The organism is Phytobacter ursingii (assembly GCF_001022135.1).
GTDB classification, from domain to species: Bacteria; Pseudomonadota; Gammaproteobacteria; order Enterobacterales; family Enterobacteriaceae; genus Phytobacter; species Phytobacter ursingii.
In genome coordinates this window covers 3,538,094-3,553,814 of sequence record NZ_CP011602.1, presented here as the reverse complement: position 1 = coordinate 3,553,814, position 15,721 = coordinate 3,538,094, and the positions used below count along the sequence as shown (strand labels likewise).

Sequence of the window (15,721 nt, the reverse complement as noted above, 5' to 3'; positions counted from 1 at the left end):
ACACTGCGGAGTGTGAACAATTTACTGTTCACCTTCTGTTGATGGTTTATGGCGTATCGCCAGTTCCGTTAAACGGGCGATATCTGACAATATGCAGGTTTATTCACAGGAGACGTAAAACTCATCTTTGCGGTATCCATACCACGCGGAGCATTTTTGGGCTGTTACGGGCACTTTGACTGTGGCAGTTTTATGGGTCCCATTATACTGGCAAACAAGAAATACGGATGTGTTATGTGCCTTCGCGTAATCCTGCGAATCTTTAAGTGTCCATACCATTTCTTCGTCTGTATCCGGTAATAATGAGGCCCTTTCTTCTGGCGGCCCGACGAAAACATCAACGACATTCATTCGGTATGTTTTATTGCCGTCCTGTAAAACAGGCGGGCAGTTGATTTTTTCGGCAAAGACAGCGCTGGAAAAAAGAAAAACAGCACAACCTAAAATTATTTCCTTACTCCACGACATAGTCATTCCCTCCAGTGTTTTTGCGGCGGGATAATTTTCCTGCTGATCATATCAGTTAGAGGGTATTAAGGTAGTCCTCAAATAACTTGCCACGGCCATGGCGAAATTTTTGCCCGGCGAAAGCATGGAGTTTGGTTCAGTATGCTAAGCGCTTGCCGATGACATCACCCGCGCCAGAGATTTTCTGGCGCAATTCATCGGATTTCTGCATCAATTACATCGACTTCTTGCGTTATTCATCGGTTAACCCGAATGATATCCTGCACCAGGCTCGGGAAAAAATCCCCCTACACAAGAAGGACATTATGAAACCAACATCCTTTGTTCTGGCTGGCTGCATGTTATTGTCATCCGTTATTTCACAGGCGGTTGCCGCCGCTGAAACCTTACCCGGATCAACCGAGGGTGCAGAGATAATGAAATTTACGCCGTCACAGGATCAAACCGATTTATTCAGCAACGTGATTTATTCGCAAGTCAAAGATGGCGTGGCGATCAGGCAACTCAGGATGTCGCTGTTGGTCCCGCGCAATAATGACCTGAAACCGGCCATTGTCTACTTCCCCGGCGGCGGTTTTATGACAGCCAATCACGATAAATACATCGCAATGCGTATGGCGCTGGCGAATGCAGGTTATGTGGTTGCCGCCGCGGAATACCGCGTGATTCCGGATAAATTCCCCGCGCCATTGGTTGACGGGAAAACGGCGGTACGTTACCTCAGAGCGCACGCCAAAGAGTACAACATCGATCCTGCACGCATTGCCGTGTTGGGTGATTCCGCCGGGGGATGGCTGGCGCAAATGCTGGGAACGACCAACGGCGAAAAAGAGTATGACAAGGGAGATTACCCCGAGCAGTCATCTGACGTTCAGGGTGTGGCCACGATTTATGGTATCTCGAATCTGCTCAATATTGGCGAAGGTTTCCCGGAACAGATACAGCAAGTGCATCGCTCAGCGGCGGTGACCGAAGCGTTACTGGTCCACGGTGCGGCGTTTCGCACGTTTGCCGGGGCGACCATCGACAGCGACCCGAAAAAAGCGCTTGCCGCAAGCCCGATGGGCCATATTACCGGCCGCGAACCGCCGTTTTTGATTATGCACGGCAGTGCGGATACGCTGGTTTCTCCTCAGCAAAGCGCGCAACTGTATCAGGCGCTGAAAGCCAAAAAAGACACCGCTGAATATGTGCTGGTCGAGGGGGCGGAGCATGGCGATATTCACTGGTATCAGCCACAGGTGATTGACCATGTTGTCGCCTGGTTTAAACACACCTTAGGCGCGCCGACAAAACAGAACGCGCCCGCGAAGACGGACAAAAAATCTAATCTGTAATCCCGTCATGGGATGCTGAGCCTGCCATAAATCGCCCTTTATCAGGGGGGAGGGCAGGCTCAGCGTCTTCCTGTCCAGCAGCCAATAATCACGGCGCGCTTTTTATATAATCGGTTGTTAAATATATAATACATACGCCAGCCAGGAATTTTCTTAATTTAAAATCCGCCCTTGTCCTCTATTTGCATATCTTTACATTAGATGCAGAATGTCATCACTCAACTTCTACGGGTGTTAACTCCATGGCATATATCGCAAAAACGCCGTTAGCGTATGTCGGTCAGTCTGTAGGTAATGGTCAATGTGTGGCGTACACACAAAAAGCGGCCAATATGCCACGCACGGTAGCATGGAAACGGGGCGAGTTAGTTAAAGGTAATATGACCATTGCGCCCGGTACGGCGATTGCCACGTTTGATGCGGACGGTCGCTATGGCAACCATACTGACGGGCGTTCCCACGCCGCTATTTATCTGGGGCAGGATGCGTCGGGTATAAAAGTGTTGGATCAATGGGTGGGGCGACATCGCGATAGTCAGGGACGTCTGGTTGTCGCTCCCAAGCCAGTCAGTGAACGCACCATTAAATTTTTAAAAACGCCGCGCATTGAAAACAATGGAGATAATTATTATGTCGTGGAATAACGTATTGTTATTGAGCGCCGGCATGTTTTTGTTTTCAGGTATTGCCCAGGCCGAAAAAATAAACTGTCCTGAGACATTAAAGGAAGGTAATAAGACTTACACAATGAATTACGTCAGTCTCTTTATGGGGCCTCCGGAAGAGAAAGCGGATTTAATGCCAGACACGCTCGATGCGTGGGTGTGGACATTAAAGGATTATCAGGATTATGTGAAAGAACATAATACGTCTTTATTCCTGGTCTGCCGTTATAAAGGAATAGACAAAATCGTAACAATTAAAGTCCCTGCGGCTGCAAAAAAATGCTCGGCCCATTATGGCAAGAAAGACGCCGTGTTAGCGGCCTGTGAGTGAACCCGGGCTACATGAGAAAACCACCATGGCGATGGATGTTAAATTGCGTGGTTATGTCCGGGGGACATTCAGTCTTTGAAGGAGCCGACAGCTATGCCATGGTGTAAGTTTTTTTTGTCAGGAATAGGATTATCTTTGTCTATTGCCGCAGCACAGGCAACCCCAACGGTTTGTCCGCAACATCCAACGCAGCAAGATAAAGCATACGCCTTAAACGATGCCAGTTTGTTCGTGGGGCCGCCTAAAGATTTAGTCGAACTGATGCCGGATAACGATCGGGAGACGGTATGGACGCTGCATGATTATCAGGATCAGGCGAAAGAGCATGAAACGTCGCTCTATTTTATATGCCACTATAAGAATACGAAGCAGAGCGTCGAGTTGATTGTTCCGGCCAACGCCAAAAAATGTTCCGTTGCCTATCATAAGAACCGTAAGCTTATAGCAGCTTGCGAATAATGCCCCTCTGCACACGGGGCGGCGTGGTTCTTTTATACACCAACCCGCCGTAAGGGCGATTTCTGCCGAACAATAGAGGTGGCTATTATGCCCCGGAGTAAATGGATAATATTAAGCGCAGCATTACTGTTTTCAGGTTTGACAAGCGCAGAAAAAATCCATTGTCCTGATTCGATGACCGTGAAGAAGAGATCGTACAGGATGAATGACGTCAGCCTTTTTCAGGGGCCACCGGAAAAGCAGGGGGAGTTAATGCCTGACACGCTGAATGATACGGTGTGGACGCTGGGCGATTATCAGGATTATGGTCGGGAAATGAATTTGCCGCTCTATCTGGTCTGCCGTTATAAGGGGACGAAAAAGACAGTGGATTTGAAAGTGCCTGATACCGCAAAGAAATGTTCGGCATGGTTTGGGGATAATAAAAATCAGCTTTATGCTTCTTGCGAGTAGTCTTTCTGCATCGTCGTTGTACTTTCGCACAGCGTTATTCCCGAAAAGGAAATAACGCGGCCGTTTTTTCATTTTCTGTTGTTTTCGCCATCCCCTAAATCTGGAAATGACCGGGTGCGATATCCTCTTCGCCGGACCAGCAAACCACTTTGTTGCGGCCAGTCTGTTTGGCGATATACAGCGCGTGGTCGGCTTGTTTAATTAACGCGTTGCTGTCATTGGCAGAGGAGGACTCCGCAAGACCGAAGCTCGCAGTCACCTGCAGCCCGTCGGCGATATGGCGATAATCCGTCTGCGATAAGGTGACTCGCAGCGACTCGCAAATCGCCGCGGCCTGCGCTATCGGCATATGCGGGAACAGCAGCGTGAACTCCTCACCGCCCCAGCGGGCGCTCAGCCTGGCGTCCTGCTGTGTGTTACGCAGCAGGTCCCCGATGCTTTGCAGCACTTTATCGCCCACCACATGCGACCAACGATCGTTTATCTGTTTAAAGTGATCAATATCGAAGATCGCCAGCGTCAGCGGATAATCGTGCGCACGGGCATCGTCGAAGCCGAGCATCAGTTGTTTATCAAAGACCCGACGGTTCGCCAGCCTGGTTAACTGATCCTCTTTGGCCTGACGTTCAAACTCCTCAGCCTGCTCCTGTAAGGCCAGCGTCTTAGCGGCAACCAGCGTTCGCAGACGCTCTTCGTTACGGCGTGCCTGCCTCAGACGCCAGCGAAAGATCGCAAACAGCGCCAGCAAAATTAACAGCACTAACAGCGCCTGAAAGAGGGGTCGCTGCCAGAAAAATGGGTTAATACGCAGGTTGATAACGGTGTTCGCGCCATTCCACTCCCCGTTGGGGTAACTGGCGGAAACGTTGAAGCGGTAGTTCCCCGGCGGCAGGTTGGTGTATTCCGCTGACGTATTGTTCTCGCGATCGATCCACTGCGGATCAAAGCCCTCCAGGCGGGTGCGATAACGAATCCGCTCCGGCAGAACGTAGCCCAGGCCGGAATAGTTAATCCGGATACGTGTCGTTCCGGCAGGGAAGGTGTAGTCCTTGTTGAGCGGCGTGGTATTACTCTCAACGGACTCCACCACCGCCGTTAACCGCGTCTTGCTAAACTCGCCTAATCGTTCCGGGTGAACCATCACCGCGCCGCGGGCAGTTGCGACCCAGATACCGCCATCACCGGCGCGCGTGGCGGCGGGCATTGAGCCGCCATTGGCCTGCGCGCTAATCATGCCATCGCTTTCACCGAACGTGGTCACGGCAATCTGCTGCTTACGACCCTCAATAACCTCCACAGCTTCGGCTTTGCTTATCCGAATCATGCCGCGGTTCGAGCTAAGCCACAGATACCCCATATTGTCGGGTATCACCTGGAACAGTTTATCGATGGGCAGACCGTTTTTGCGCCCCACCATTCCTATTGCGCCGTCGCTGCTCCGATAGCGGAGCAAACCCCGGTCGGTTGTCATCCACATATAGCCGGGTTCGCTGTAAAAGCCGAAGGCATATTCGGCATTTTCCATGGCGGAAATATCGATGTGCTCAAATTTTCCGTTATGAAAAACGGAGACCCCCACGCCCGTACCCACCCAAATACGGTGCTGCTCGTCTTCCTGCAAGGCCATAATAAAGCTGGCAGGAAGGCCGTCGTCTGCTGAGTAGGTATGGAGCGCGCCATTTGGTCGTAAGACGCTCAATCCGGAAGCTGTACCAATCCACAGGTTCTGCTGGTGATCGGTGAGGATGGCGCGTACCTCGTTGCCCGGCAGGCCGTTAGATTGCTGTAATACTGGCGTTAATTGACCATTTTTCCAGTGCAGCAGGCCATCGGTATAGGTGCCCACCCATACGCTGCCGTCCGTGGCCTCGCCCAGACTCAGCACTGAAGGCTGCGTGTGTTGATCCCAGTTAATTTGTTCGACGTGCCCATCCCGAATACGGTTTAGCCCGGTACTGGTGCCCACCAGAATACTGCCATCCGAGTGCGTCATGACGGTGCGGACATAATCACCGTTCAGGCCCTGACGGGTGCTAATAGTAATAAACGGCGCACGACGCAAGCGAATCAACCCGGAATTGGTGCCAATCCAGATACTCTGTTCCCTGTCTTCGAGGATGCTTTGCACGCGGTTATGAACGATACCATTATCAATATTCAGATGTTCCAGCCCTTCAGGACTGAGGCGGAAGATGCCGTGGTTGATGGTGCCGAACCAGATATCGCCACGCTTATCCTGCATCATGGTGGAGACCACTTCATTGGTGAGTGCCGGGTGCAGCGGCTGAAAATCTTCGCCGACGCGCTTCCAGACGCCGCCTTCGGTACCTACCAGCAAGGTATTATCGTTTGTGACCAGCAAACTAAAGGCGCGAACCTGCGGTAAACCGCTGCCTGGAGACACCAGGGTCGCTTTATTGTCGATCACCTGATACAGGCCGTTGTCGGTGGCGGCCCAGATAATGCCGTTCGCGTCTTCCACGCTTTTGTTGGCAGTGACGTTATCGATAATGTGCACATCCCGCGTTGCGCGGGTTTCATTGGCGGGACGCATCAACAGGCCTTTTCCGGGCATGGTAACCCACAGATTGCCTTTACTGTCGCGCATGGCGGAACCAATCATCGTAGGCGCCGGCGCATAGGGCGTCCAGACCCCCTCTTTCCAGGATGAGAGGCCACCGCGTGCGCCTGCAACCAGCAGGCTGCCGTCTGGTCCGGCGACAAACGCCAGCGTCCCTGAGTCGGGCATGCCGCTTTCGCCGCCGCGCTCAAAGATCTGGAAGGTTTTGCCGTTGTAACGAGCGAATCCTTCCCAGGTTCCGAACCACAAATAACCTTCGCGGGTTTGTGCAATGTCGTTAATGCTGTTGTGTGGCAGGCCGTCTTTTGTCGACCAGGTTTCAATAAAATATTCGCTTAATGCAATGTGAGGTTCATCTGCCAGTACCGGGCGGCAGAAAAGAAGGAGAAACCCAAAAAAGAGAAGGCGCAGGGTATCAGTGAAAGTGTCGATATATTTATGCATGGTTCTGTGCATTAATTAACCACCCTGTCTTTACTGGTTATAGTATGAATACAGATAAGACTCAGCGCCAAACTCGCAAAATGAATTTTCTCTCTTTGCTTTATTTTTCGACATATTCCAGGCGTATATTTGGGATGCTATTTCCCCTCACAAAATTTGTTTTGCCTTAAACGAAATCAGGCTCCCATATGTATTGGTATTCAACACGGGAGACGGACCGTTTTCACGCCGCTGATTTAAAGATAATGCGCTGTTGGATCAAGGATTGTCTTCTTGTTTTTAAACAGAATTATTAATAGCACTACTCTTCTGCTTTCGCGCATTTTTATCGCATATTATTGTTCCTGTAAAAGAAACATCAGCATTTTAAAAGGAATAACGAGGTTATCCTTTCCCTCGTTATTTCCTGTCATCACCATTATTGCGCCGGGGCAGGACACTGGCTGGAGACGTCATTCAGCCCTTCGGCATCACGGCTAAAGGATTTAAAATGCTGCTGCGCGTCAAGCTGAACCACAAAAATCGAATCAAAGTCCGCAGAGGGCCATGAAGGAATCTGTGAGGCGTCGCCACCCGTTTGAGTAATCAGGGTTCGCGCTGCGGTGACCAGATTTTTGTGTTCCCAGGAAATAAAGGTCAGGGGCTGGTTTTGCTGCGCCAGCAGGGCGGAAACCAGTTCCTGGGTGTCATCAGCATGGAAACGCAGCACCACCGGTTTGGACACCTGAATCGCCAGCGGCGTGATGGTCGTGAGTGGGCGTAGCGAGCTGCCGGTTTTTTTCTTTTTTGGCGCAGAGGCATATAATGCGTCCGGGTTACCGTAGCGCTTGAGCAAGACCGAAGGAAGAGTGAGCGCCCGGTTCAACCCTTTGCAGGTGAGCTGCCCGCTGTTGTTGTCCGGTTTTTCGCCGTGACGAAAGAAAACGTAAGTGCTGTCAGCCGATGCGGCCAGGGGAGAGAGCAGTGCCGCGCTAAGTAGCGCCACAAGCCAGTTTTTCATGGTGTTTTTTCCACGTGTCAGAGAGGTTTTATCAGGGGGATGAAGACGTAATATCCTTCCATCCCGTGCGCTATCAGAACAAATAACGTTGTCGAAAAATAGGCTCCCTGCGGCACCGCTACGGGGAACAGGGAAGCTATCATTGCGAGTCAGCTGTCGGGTAAACGAGCCGATAGCCCTCCTCTTGCGGCACAATATGAGCAAAGCCCGGCAAAGCAAAGTGCATCCCGGCAACCAGCAGCGTTTTTCCCAGACCACGGATGAGATAACCATTAATGTGAATGTTGCCGGGTGCGGTTATACCCGCCTCGTGCTGGATTTGACCGGCATCTGATGGAGTGATGCCCTTTAGCAGTTCCAGGCTGGCGGACATATTGCCATCGCTCAGGACGGTAACCTGAAAATCGCCGATCTGATGTGAGGTCACGGTGGGCGGGGTCATAACGCATTCCTTTCAGGACAATGTTGAATAATGCATTTATTCGGTAAATATATGCTGATGTTTCATCATGCTACGCGCAGTTGCGCCCCGGTTAAACCCGCAATATTTCCTCACCCATTGCCATTTTGTCACCAACGGTAAATAGGGTGATGCACAGCAGGGACATCAGGGCTGTGTGGTCGCGTCTGTCACCACCATACCCAGCGCGTTAGTCCGCTTTACCACCCGCACAGTGCGATCAGAATAGAGATTGCCGGAGGGCCCGCAGATGCGGATTTCTTTATCAAGTTCGCGGTCATAGACGTCGGCCCCTGGACAGCTTCGTGAGCCGCCAGCGCTGTAGCTATAAGGGGCGATGTAGGACGATTCCACACCGGGTAGCAGCCAGATGAGTGTGGTGAAGAGCGCGGAAAACACAGACACCATTGCCAGAGCCATACCGCACCAGGCTTTGAGATATTCCTTGCGTGTACGGATATTCGCGGCAAAACGTTTTCGTAGGGCAAAACAGGCGAGTACTGTCGCTGCAAGCGAGGTCATCACCATATATCGACAGGTCGTATGGGACATGAACGTAGGGCGATAAACCATGTTGCGCCAGACAAAAAAGCCAAAAATCGCCGCCACAGCGGCAGTGGCGAGAGTAAACAAAAACGGGTAAGAATACTTTTTCATTGGCGGCGCTCCCTGCGTGGCTGTCTTTGTACTTGATGATTGTCAGAATCGGCTCAACACGGCATTTTATTCTGCGGGCGATTTTTCCTCACTCCAACGCCTCCTGACGCGCTTTGCTTTGCATCCGCTATTATTTCGCCGGGAAAAGCGGTGTGTATTATAGCGTCATTTGCGCGACGGAATTATAGGGGAAATGCAGAATAAGCGGCGGCAACCGACAGCAAAAATAACCGCCGTTGTAATGCCGGCGCTTACGCTTAAGAATTATTATTGGTAAATGCACCCATCATTTCCTGAAAATGTGCTTGTTCATCTCACCCGTCAAAACGGATAAATAGTCGGTTATTTAAGTTAACAGCACTACCTCTGCTGTAATAACATACCCGCCGCGCTGTCACCGAATCCGGACCCTCGTTTCGATATTTCATCACTTACGTTAAATTGATGAACATGGTCGTCTGGTCGATTGCCCGCGAATAATGTCGTCGCGAGGTTATAGCTAACGCCGTTCGGTATGGCAAAAAAGAAACAGAGTCCGATACCCTGGGAGTGTTATGTCTTTAGCGCTTATCTCACAGCAACGTCTGATACCAGAATACGGCGTTGATTTTCGCCAGTGTCACGCATCGACGCTGGTGGTCTTACCCGAAGGCGACCTGCTCGTGGCCTGGTTTGCCGGGCAAAAAGAGGGTAGCGGCGATACGGCTATCTGGCTGGCGCGCCGGGAAAAGGGGCGCTGGCACTCCCCGCAGCGCACCGTTGCTTGTGATGGACTCGCGCACTGGAATCCCGTTTTATTCAACGCGCCTGACGGACTGTGGCTGTTTTATAAAGTCGGCTCCGGTGTACACGTCTGGAAAACCCGCTATGTGAAATCGACCGATGGCGGGGTGAGCTGGAGTGAACCCGCTGAACTGGTTAACGGCGATGCGCTGCCGCGCGGACCGGTCAAAAATAAAATTCTGTTAGCGGCTGACGGGACCTGGATTGCACCAGGTTCCATTGAAGATGATCGGCACTGGGACGCCTTCGTTGATCGTTCTGACGATAACGGCAAAAGCTGGCATTTTTCGCCGGTTCCACTTGAGCATTATGATAGCGCCAGCGCCCGGCACAGCCATTTATGGCAGGGGTTAAAAGACGAAGCCTTATGGGAAAATGACCTGAGCCGCGTTTTACGCTGGGACGGCGTTATCCAGCCTTCATTATGGGAATCTTCTCCGGGCCATATTCATATGCTAATGCGCAGCACGCGCGGTTGGCTGTACCGCAGTGATTCTGTTGATAACGGGAAAACCTGGTGTGCGGCCTATGCCACCGCGTTGCCCAATAATAACAGCGGTATTGATCTGGTGATGGCGGACGGGAATAAACTGGTACTGGTCTGCAATCCTGTTAGCGGTAACTGGGGGCAGCGCTTCCCGCTCTCCCTGTCTGTATCCGGGGATAATGGCGAAAGCTGGTCGTCTTCACTGGATTTGGAAAGTGAAGAGGGGGAGTTCTCCTATCCGGCGATCGTGAGTGAAGGTAACACGTTGCACCTGACCTACACCTGGAATCGTCAGAACATTATTTACTGTGAGCTCCAGCTTGCCTGATAGCGCATGAGGTCAGGCGGTAACGTATTACCTGTAACAATGGCATATTGCCCACAGTAAGGCGGCGACAGACGGTGGCAATACGTTTTGACGAAGAAAATAAGGTTAGCGTCATGTCAATTTCTCTTGAAATGCCCGCAGCGCCAAAGCTGGATTTAGATAAAGCGAACATTCGCCGGGTGGTTATCTCAAGCTGGGTGGGGAACACCATCGAATATTACGATTTTTTGCTTTATGGTCTGGCAAGCGCGCTGGTGTTCGGCAAAATCTTCTTTCCCAATATTAGCCCGCTTGCCGCACTGCTGGCCTCTTTTGCAACCTTTGGCGTAGGTTTTATTGCCCGGCCTCTGGGCGGCATTTTCTTTGGCCACATGGGTGATACCCTGGGCCGAAAAATCACGTTGCTAATTACCCTGGGGGGAATGGGGGCCGCCACCTTTCTGATTGGTTGTCTGCCATCGTACGAGACTATCGGCATCTGGGCGCCCATTCTGTTGGTTTTGTTGCGCTTTGTGCATGGATTCCTGGTCGGCGGCGAATGGGGCGGCGCCATGCTGATGGTGGTGGAAAGCGCGCCCGCTAACCGTCGCGGCATATTGGGTTCAATTCCACAGACCGGTGGTTTCTCCGGCCAGTTACTGGCAACGGGGATCTTTGCGCTGGTGATGTTGCTGCCGGAAGATCACCTGCTTTCCTGGGGCTGGCGTGTTCCGTTTATGCTGAGTGTCGTTCTGGTGCTGGTCGGGCTGTATATGCGCCGCCGTCTGGATGAAACGCCCGTTTTCCAGCATGTGCAACGTAAGCAAGAACTGGAAAAGAAAAACAAGCCGGTGCAAAAACAGGAAAGCCCGGTTATACACGTTGTCCGCCAGGCGTGGCGCAGCATTTTGCTGATTATGATGTTGCGTTTTGCGGAAAGTGTTCCGTTCTTTATGTGTACGGTGTTTGCTGTCTCTTATGCGACGGGAACGCTGGGCGTGGATAAACAAACCATGCTCAGCGTCGTAATGGCAACCTGCATGCTGGCTTTCCCGATGCATGTGATTTTCGGCGCTATTTCTGACAAGGTTGGCCGTCGTCCGGTCTATATTTTCGGCGCGTTATCTGCAGCGGCCATGGCGTTTCCGTTCTTTTGGTTACTGGAAAGCGGCTCTTTCGCGCTGATGGTTACGGGGTATGTGCTGCTGATTAACATCGCCCATAATTCGATAAACGCCGTGCAGCCCTCTTTTTTTACGGAACTGTTCGGGCCAAAAGTGCGTTACAGCGGGGCTTCCATTGGCGCGCAATTGGGCGCCATTGTGGCGGGCGGCTTTACGCCGTTTATCGCCAGGGGACTCACGGCCCTGGATAACAACAACTGGACGTTGGTTGCCTGTTATGTGGTCATAGCGGCGCTGGTGGCCGCCTGGGCTGCCTGGCGTGCGCCAGAAACGTCAACGCGTGATTTAACCAAAGATACGCTGTAAAACCTGAACGCCGGAGCGCCAGTCGCTCCGGTTTTGTATGCATTACCGCAACCGACCAACCACATGGAACATCGCTAATGCCAACGTCAGCCAGTCAGCCTCGCCAGATTCGCCTGTTTTTGTCTTCCACCTTTCGGGATATGGAAAACGAGCGTCATGAATTACTGACCCGCGTTTTCCCCCTGTTTCGGCAACAGTGCCTGGAACGTCAGGTGGTATTTAGCGAGATTGACCTGCGCTGGGGGATTACCGAAGAAGATGCGCATAACGGACAGACGGTGCAAATCTGCCTCGAAGAGATTGCCCGCTGCCGCGCGCTGGGCATTTCGCCGTTCTTTATTGGTTTTATCGGTGAACGTTACGGTTGGATACCACAGCGCCACGAACTGGAAAATTACTGGTGCCAGGCCGCGCAGTCTGAAAACCCCTATGCCAGACGTATCGAAGCGGCGCTGGCAGAAGGTATCAGCGTTACCGAACTGGAGATGCGCTTTGGGTTTATGGACGATGGAGAAGGTGTCAGCAGGCAGCGGGTCCAGCTCTATTTTCGCCACCCGGATTTAACGGCCTCTCTTGCCGGGAAAGAAACGGCCACCTTCTATGAAAGTACAGCAGACGCCCGCGACAAACTTGCGGCACTGAAAAGCGCAATCAGAGAGACGCGCGCGGAGTGTATCGGTGTCGATGGCTACCAGGCGATCAGCGAGTTTGGTCAGCAGATCCTCGATTTTTTATCTGCCGAACTGGATGCCCACTTCCCTCGCGATGATGTGCCGGATGAGCGGCAGCTCAGATTACATGCGCAACAATGTTATGCACTTTCCCGGCGTGAGAATTATGTCCCGTTGGTCGCCTTTAAACATCAGGTTGAGACGTGGGTGCAGGAGACGCTGAGTGCTTTGCCTCCGGACGAGGAACAGGCGCGCGATCCCCGGAACCGTCTGGCGCTGGTTGGCGATTCCGGGCGGGGAAAAAGTGCGTTTATGGCCGATCTGATGACCTCAGAGGCCTTCAGCAAGGCGTGGGTGATAGCCCATTTTGTTGGCGCGGACGGCGATAACACGCCGGAAAGCTGGCGTGAGCGGGTACTACAGGCGCTCACACCTTATCTACCCGCTACACTTGATGTTCCCACCGAAGACGACGCGCGCTGGGCGGCGTTCGCGGAACGGGTGAGCACCGCCCAGGTACAGATGGGCAAGCCCCTCATTCTGCTGCTGGATGCCATTAACCAGTTTTCGCCTCAGGACGCGGGGATGCGTCGCCTCAACAACCTGCGCTTCTTACCGGGCACATTGCTGGTGGTGACCTCAACAGAACCGCTACCGGAAGCATGGTCGACGCTGCCCTTCCCGGAATTGACCGAAGATCATCGCCGCGAAGCCATTACTCTGTTTTTGCGTCAGTACAGCAAGAAGTTGCCGGAGACATTAATCGGGCAACTGGTTACCGCCCCCGCCTGCGGTAACGCGCTCTTTTTGCGTCTGGTGATGGAAGAGTTACGCCTGCATGCGGATCATGACTCACTGGCGGAACGGGTGAGCGCATTACTCACTTATGACGATGCGGGGCAACTGTTCCTCGCACTGTTAAATGAAACCGACCGGGATTTTCGCAGTGAAGGCTACTCCCTGGCCAGCCATGCAACGACGCTGATTGCCGCTTCCCGCGCCGGGGTCTCGCACAGTGATTTGGCCGTTCTGCTGGCGCCGCATCTGCACCAGTCAGCCCTGAAAATGGCCGACCAGACCTTGCTGCGTTTACTGGCGCGTATCGCACCGTTTTGCCTGAACGAAGACGGCAGGTTGCGTATCACACATACCATCTTCACCCAAACGCTGACCGCGCTGTCGCCGTTGATGTCCCCGTCCCGGCGGGCGCTGGTGGCCCGGTTTAATCAACGGGATGCGTTTTCGGTGGCCGAACGCACATACCAGTGGATGGCGCTGGAAAATTATGAGCAACTGGTGGAGACCCTCGGGCATGTCGACGCCTTTTGCGCATTACAGCAAAGCTATCCGGAGCTGGCCTCGCAGGCGATGCTGGCCCTTGGCGCAGGACGAAGTTCCCTTTCGCTGTTATTACATGCGCTGGTGGAAAACTGGAGTGCCTGGCGCGCTGAGGTGGCGTTTATGCCGGCAATGAACGCGGTAAGCGCCTGGTTTCTGCAACGTGGGTTCTGGCTGGTGGGCGCGCGCTGGAGTGAACTGGCTGTCGTCATGGTACGTAAAGCCACACCCGTTAATCTGATCAACACCATGGGGACGGTTAATAGCCTGGCGCTTTTTTATCGTCTGCTTGGACAGTATGACAAAGCGGAACCGCTGCTTCAGGATGCGCTGGCATTGATGCGCAAAATGTTGCCAGCAGGACATCCGGATATCGGCGTCGTACTCAATAACCTGGCCGGCATTTACGGTGCACTGGGCCAGCCGGCGAAAGCAGAGCCGCTGTTGCGGGAAGCGCTGCAAATGGTGAGCAACGAAAACAGTATCGATTTTGCCAACCTCGCCCAGAGCCTGGGGGAGTGCTATCAACATCTGGAAGAATATGAACAGGCGGAGTCCTTACTGCATAAATCGCTGGCGGTAAGAACGCGTCTGCAGGCTCGCGACAATCCCGATTTGATTGGCTTAACGCGCAGCCTTGGCGGCCTTTATATGGAGCTTGGGCGTTACGACGAAGCCGAACCTGTTTTGCTTGACGTCCTGGCCTTGCGCCAGAGGGTTCTGCCGCCGGAACATCCCGATATCGCCACAAGCCTCAACGATTTGGGAGAGCTCTATTATCGTCAGGGCGAGGCCGGGAAAGCCGAACCGTTGTTTACGCAGATGATGGACATCCGGCGTAAATCGTTATCGCCGGGCCATCCTGACTTCATTGCAGGGCTGTTCTATATGGCAGAGTTATATCATTCCATGGGACGTCTTGAGGACGCTGCCGCTCAACTGCGGGAAGCCGTCTCTTTGCTTGCGCATCTCCCTGATAGCCAGGCAGAACTGTTGTTCGCCCGGCAATCGCTGGCAAACCTCTATATGGAGGGTGATTGCCATGAAAAGGCGATCCCGCTGTATGAAGCGATGTTGACTACCCAATCTGAACTGAGTCGGCCTGATAGCCCGGTGATGTTACGGCTAATTGATGACCTGGGCATGTTGTATCTGGGGCAAGATCGTCTGGATGAGGCGGCAGCCTCCTGGGAGAAATGGCTCTCTTTACAGGACGGCAAGCTTTCGCTGGACAATGCCGACAGGCTCAAGGTTATGCGTAATCTGGCATGCACGTACAAAGCGTTGCAGAAATATCAGGAAGCGAAAGCGTTGCTGCTGCACATTATGTCGGTTCGCGTAGAGCACGATCATGGCGACGTTGAGCTTAAGGTACAGTCCGTGGCAGAGGCAGCAGAAATGCACTATTTTCTGGCTGAGTATCCGGTTGCGGAAACCTTGTACCGCACGCTCTTTACCCTGGTGGAGCCGCAGTGGTCTGATGGATCTGCGGAAAAAAATGAGCTGTTTCAATGGCTGGTGGCAAGAGGCGTGCTGGACAAAACCGGGCGTAAGAAACAAGGGGGGCAAACGCCGGTCAGTATGGCGTCACCGTCCTGGCAGACATCCATTAACGTCGATGTCTCAGCATGGCCCGTCGCGCCCCAATCCGGGACGCCAGCGCAGCCGGTATCTCGTACACAGGAATCGGCGGCAGAACCGCTGGCGCCTGTGGGCGCGCAGAATGAGGCAAAGCGTAGCGTGGGAGAAAAGCTACGCAGTGCCTGGAATAAGCTTGTTCACTAAGTGGG

General features: G+C 52.9%; 12 protein-coding genes and 1 pseudogene. 8 read left to right on the top strand and 5 right to left on the bottom strand.

Going from position 1 to position 15,721, the window contains the following annotated elements:
- Positions 1-99 precede the first annotated feature (99 nt).
- Positions 100-468, bottom strand: a complete 369-nt coding sequence (locus tag AB182_RS20355) for an STY0301 family protein (protein WP_047373386.1) — start codon at positions 466-468, stop codon at positions 100-102.
- A gap of 305 nt (positions 469-773) precedes the next feature.
- Between AB182_RS20355 and AB182_RS20350 the strand changes: the two genes are divergently transcribed.
- The 5 genes from AB182_RS20350 to AB182_RS20330 all read left to right on the top strand — a co-directional run bounded on the left by AB182_RS20350 (position 774) and on the right by AB182_RS20330 (position 3,713).
- The gene (locus tag AB182_RS20350) at positions 774-1,805 is read left to right on the top strand and encodes an alpha/beta hydrolase (protein WP_047373385.1); all 1,032 of its coding nucleotides are present in this window, start codon (positions 774-776) and stop codon (positions 1,803-1,805) included.
- 242 nt (positions 1,806-2,047) lie between these two features.
- Complete coding sequence (locus tag AB182_RS20345) at positions 2,048-2,449, top strand: BPSL0067 family protein (protein ID WP_047371685.1); 402 nt, start codon at positions 2,048-2,050, stop codon at positions 2,447-2,449.
- A complete protein-coding gene (locus AB182_RS20340; protein WP_047371684.1) occupies positions 2,436-2,801 on the top strand; it encodes an STY0301 family protein in 366 nt (121 codons plus the stop codon). The genes AB182_RS20345 and AB182_RS20340 overlap by 14 nt, the downstream gene beginning before the upstream one ends.
- Before the next feature lie 93 nt (positions 2,802-2,894).
- Positions 2,895-3,260, top strand: coding sequence for an STY0301 family protein (locus AB182_RS20335; protein WP_047371683.1), 366 nt, complete (start codon positions 2,895-2,897; stop codon positions 3,258-3,260).
- Between the two features lie 87 nt (positions 3,261-3,347).
- Positions 3,348-3,713: an STY0301 family protein gene (locus AB182_RS20330; RefSeq protein ID WP_047371682.1), complete on the top strand. Its 366-nt coding sequence runs from the start codon at positions 3,348-3,350 to the stop codon at positions 3,711-3,713.
- Between the two features lie 94 nt (positions 3,714-3,807).
- Here AB182_RS20330 and AB182_RS20325 read toward each other — a convergent pair whose 3' ends face one another.
- From AB182_RS20325 to AB182_RS20310, 4 genes and pseudogenes are all read right to left on the bottom strand, one after another.
- The gene (locus tag AB182_RS20325) at positions 3,808-6,750 is read right to left on the bottom strand and encodes a ligand-binding sensor domain-containing diguanylate cyclase (RefSeq protein ID WP_082137078.1); all 2,943 of its coding nucleotides are present in this window, start codon (positions 6,748-6,750) and stop codon (positions 3,808-3,810) included.
- Between the two features lie 406 nt (positions 6,751-7,156).
- Positions 7,157-7,738, bottom strand: a complete 582-nt coding sequence (locus AB182_RS20320) for a histidine phosphatase family protein (protein ID WP_047371681.1) — start codon at positions 7,736-7,738, stop codon at positions 7,157-7,159.
- A 232-nt stretch (positions 7,739-7,970) separates the two neighbouring features.
- Positions 7,971-8,180: pseudogene (locus AB182_RS20315) on the bottom strand (MBL fold metallo-hydrolase); the annotation flags it as partial.
- A gap of 165 nt (positions 8,181-8,345) precedes the next feature.
- Complete coding sequence (locus AB182_RS20310; RefSeq protein WP_047371679.1) at positions 8,346-8,855, bottom strand: hypothetical protein; 510 nt, start codon at positions 8,853-8,855, stop codon at positions 8,346-8,348.
- 554 nt (positions 8,856-9,409) lie between these two features.
- Between AB182_RS20310 and AB182_RS20305 the strand changes: the two genes are divergently transcribed.
- From AB182_RS20305 to AB182_RS20295, 3 genes are all read left to right on the top strand, one after another.
- On the top strand, positions 9,410-10,453 hold the full coding sequence (locus AB182_RS20305; protein WP_047371678.1) for a sialidase family protein: 1,044 nt from the start codon (positions 9,410-9,412) through the stop codon (positions 10,451-10,453).
- Positions 10,454-10,566: 113 nt separating this feature from the next.
- Positions 10,567-11,922, top strand: a complete 1,356-nt coding sequence (locus AB182_RS20300) for an MFS transporter (protein ID WP_047371677.1) — start codon at positions 10,567-10,569, stop codon at positions 11,920-11,922.
- 77 nt (positions 11,923-11,999) lie between these two features.
- The gene (locus tag AB182_RS20295) at positions 12,000-15,716 is read left to right on the top strand and encodes a tetratricopeptide repeat protein (RefSeq protein WP_047371676.1); all 3,717 of its coding nucleotides are present in this window, start codon (positions 12,000-12,002) and stop codon (positions 15,714-15,716) included.
- Positions 15,717-15,721: the final 5 nt, after the last annotated feature.

Coding starts and splice junctions, on each gene's coding strand:
- AB182_RS20355 (WP_047373386.1), bottom strand. CDS start 468: ATGTCGTGGAGTAAGGAAATAATTTTAGGTTGTGCTGTTTTTCTTTTT.
- AB182_RS20350 (WP_047373385.1), top strand. CDS start 774: ATGAAACCAACATCCTTTGTTCTGGCTGGCTGCATGTTATTGTCATCC.
- AB182_RS20345 (WP_047371685.1), top strand. CDS start 2,048: ATGGCATATATCGCAAAAACGCCGTTAGCGTATGTCGGTCAGTCTGTA.
- AB182_RS20340 (WP_047371684.1), top strand. CDS start 2,436: ATGTCGTGGAATAACGTATTGTTATTGAGCGCCGGCATGTTTTTGTTT.
- AB182_RS20335 (WP_047371683.1), top strand. CDS start 2,895: ATGCCATGGTGTAAGTTTTTTTTGTCAGGAATAGGATTATCTTTGTCT.
- AB182_RS20330 (WP_047371682.1), top strand. CDS start 3,348: ATGCCCCGGAGTAAATGGATAATATTAAGCGCAGCATTACTGTTTTCA.
- AB182_RS20325 (WP_082137078.1), bottom strand. CDS start 6,750: ATGCACAGAACCATGCATAAATATATCGACACTTTCACTGATACCCTG.
- AB182_RS20320 (WP_047371681.1), bottom strand. CDS start 7,738: ATGAAAAACTGGCTTGTGGCGCTACTTAGCGCGGCACTGCTCTCTCCC.
- AB182_RS20310 (WP_047371679.1), bottom strand. CDS start 8,855: ATGAAAAAGTATTCTTACCCGTTTTTGTTTACTCTCGCCACTGCCGCT.
- AB182_RS20305 (WP_047371678.1), top strand. CDS start 9,410: ATGTCTTTAGCGCTTATCTCACAGCAACGTCTGATACCAGAATACGGC.
- AB182_RS20300 (WP_047371677.1), top strand. CDS start 10,567: ATGTCAATTTCTCTTGAAATGCCCGCAGCGCCAAAGCTGGATTTAGAT.
- AB182_RS20295 (WP_047371676.1), top strand. CDS start 12,000: ATGCCAACGTCAGCCAGTCAGCCTCGCCAGATTCGCCTGTTTTTGTCT.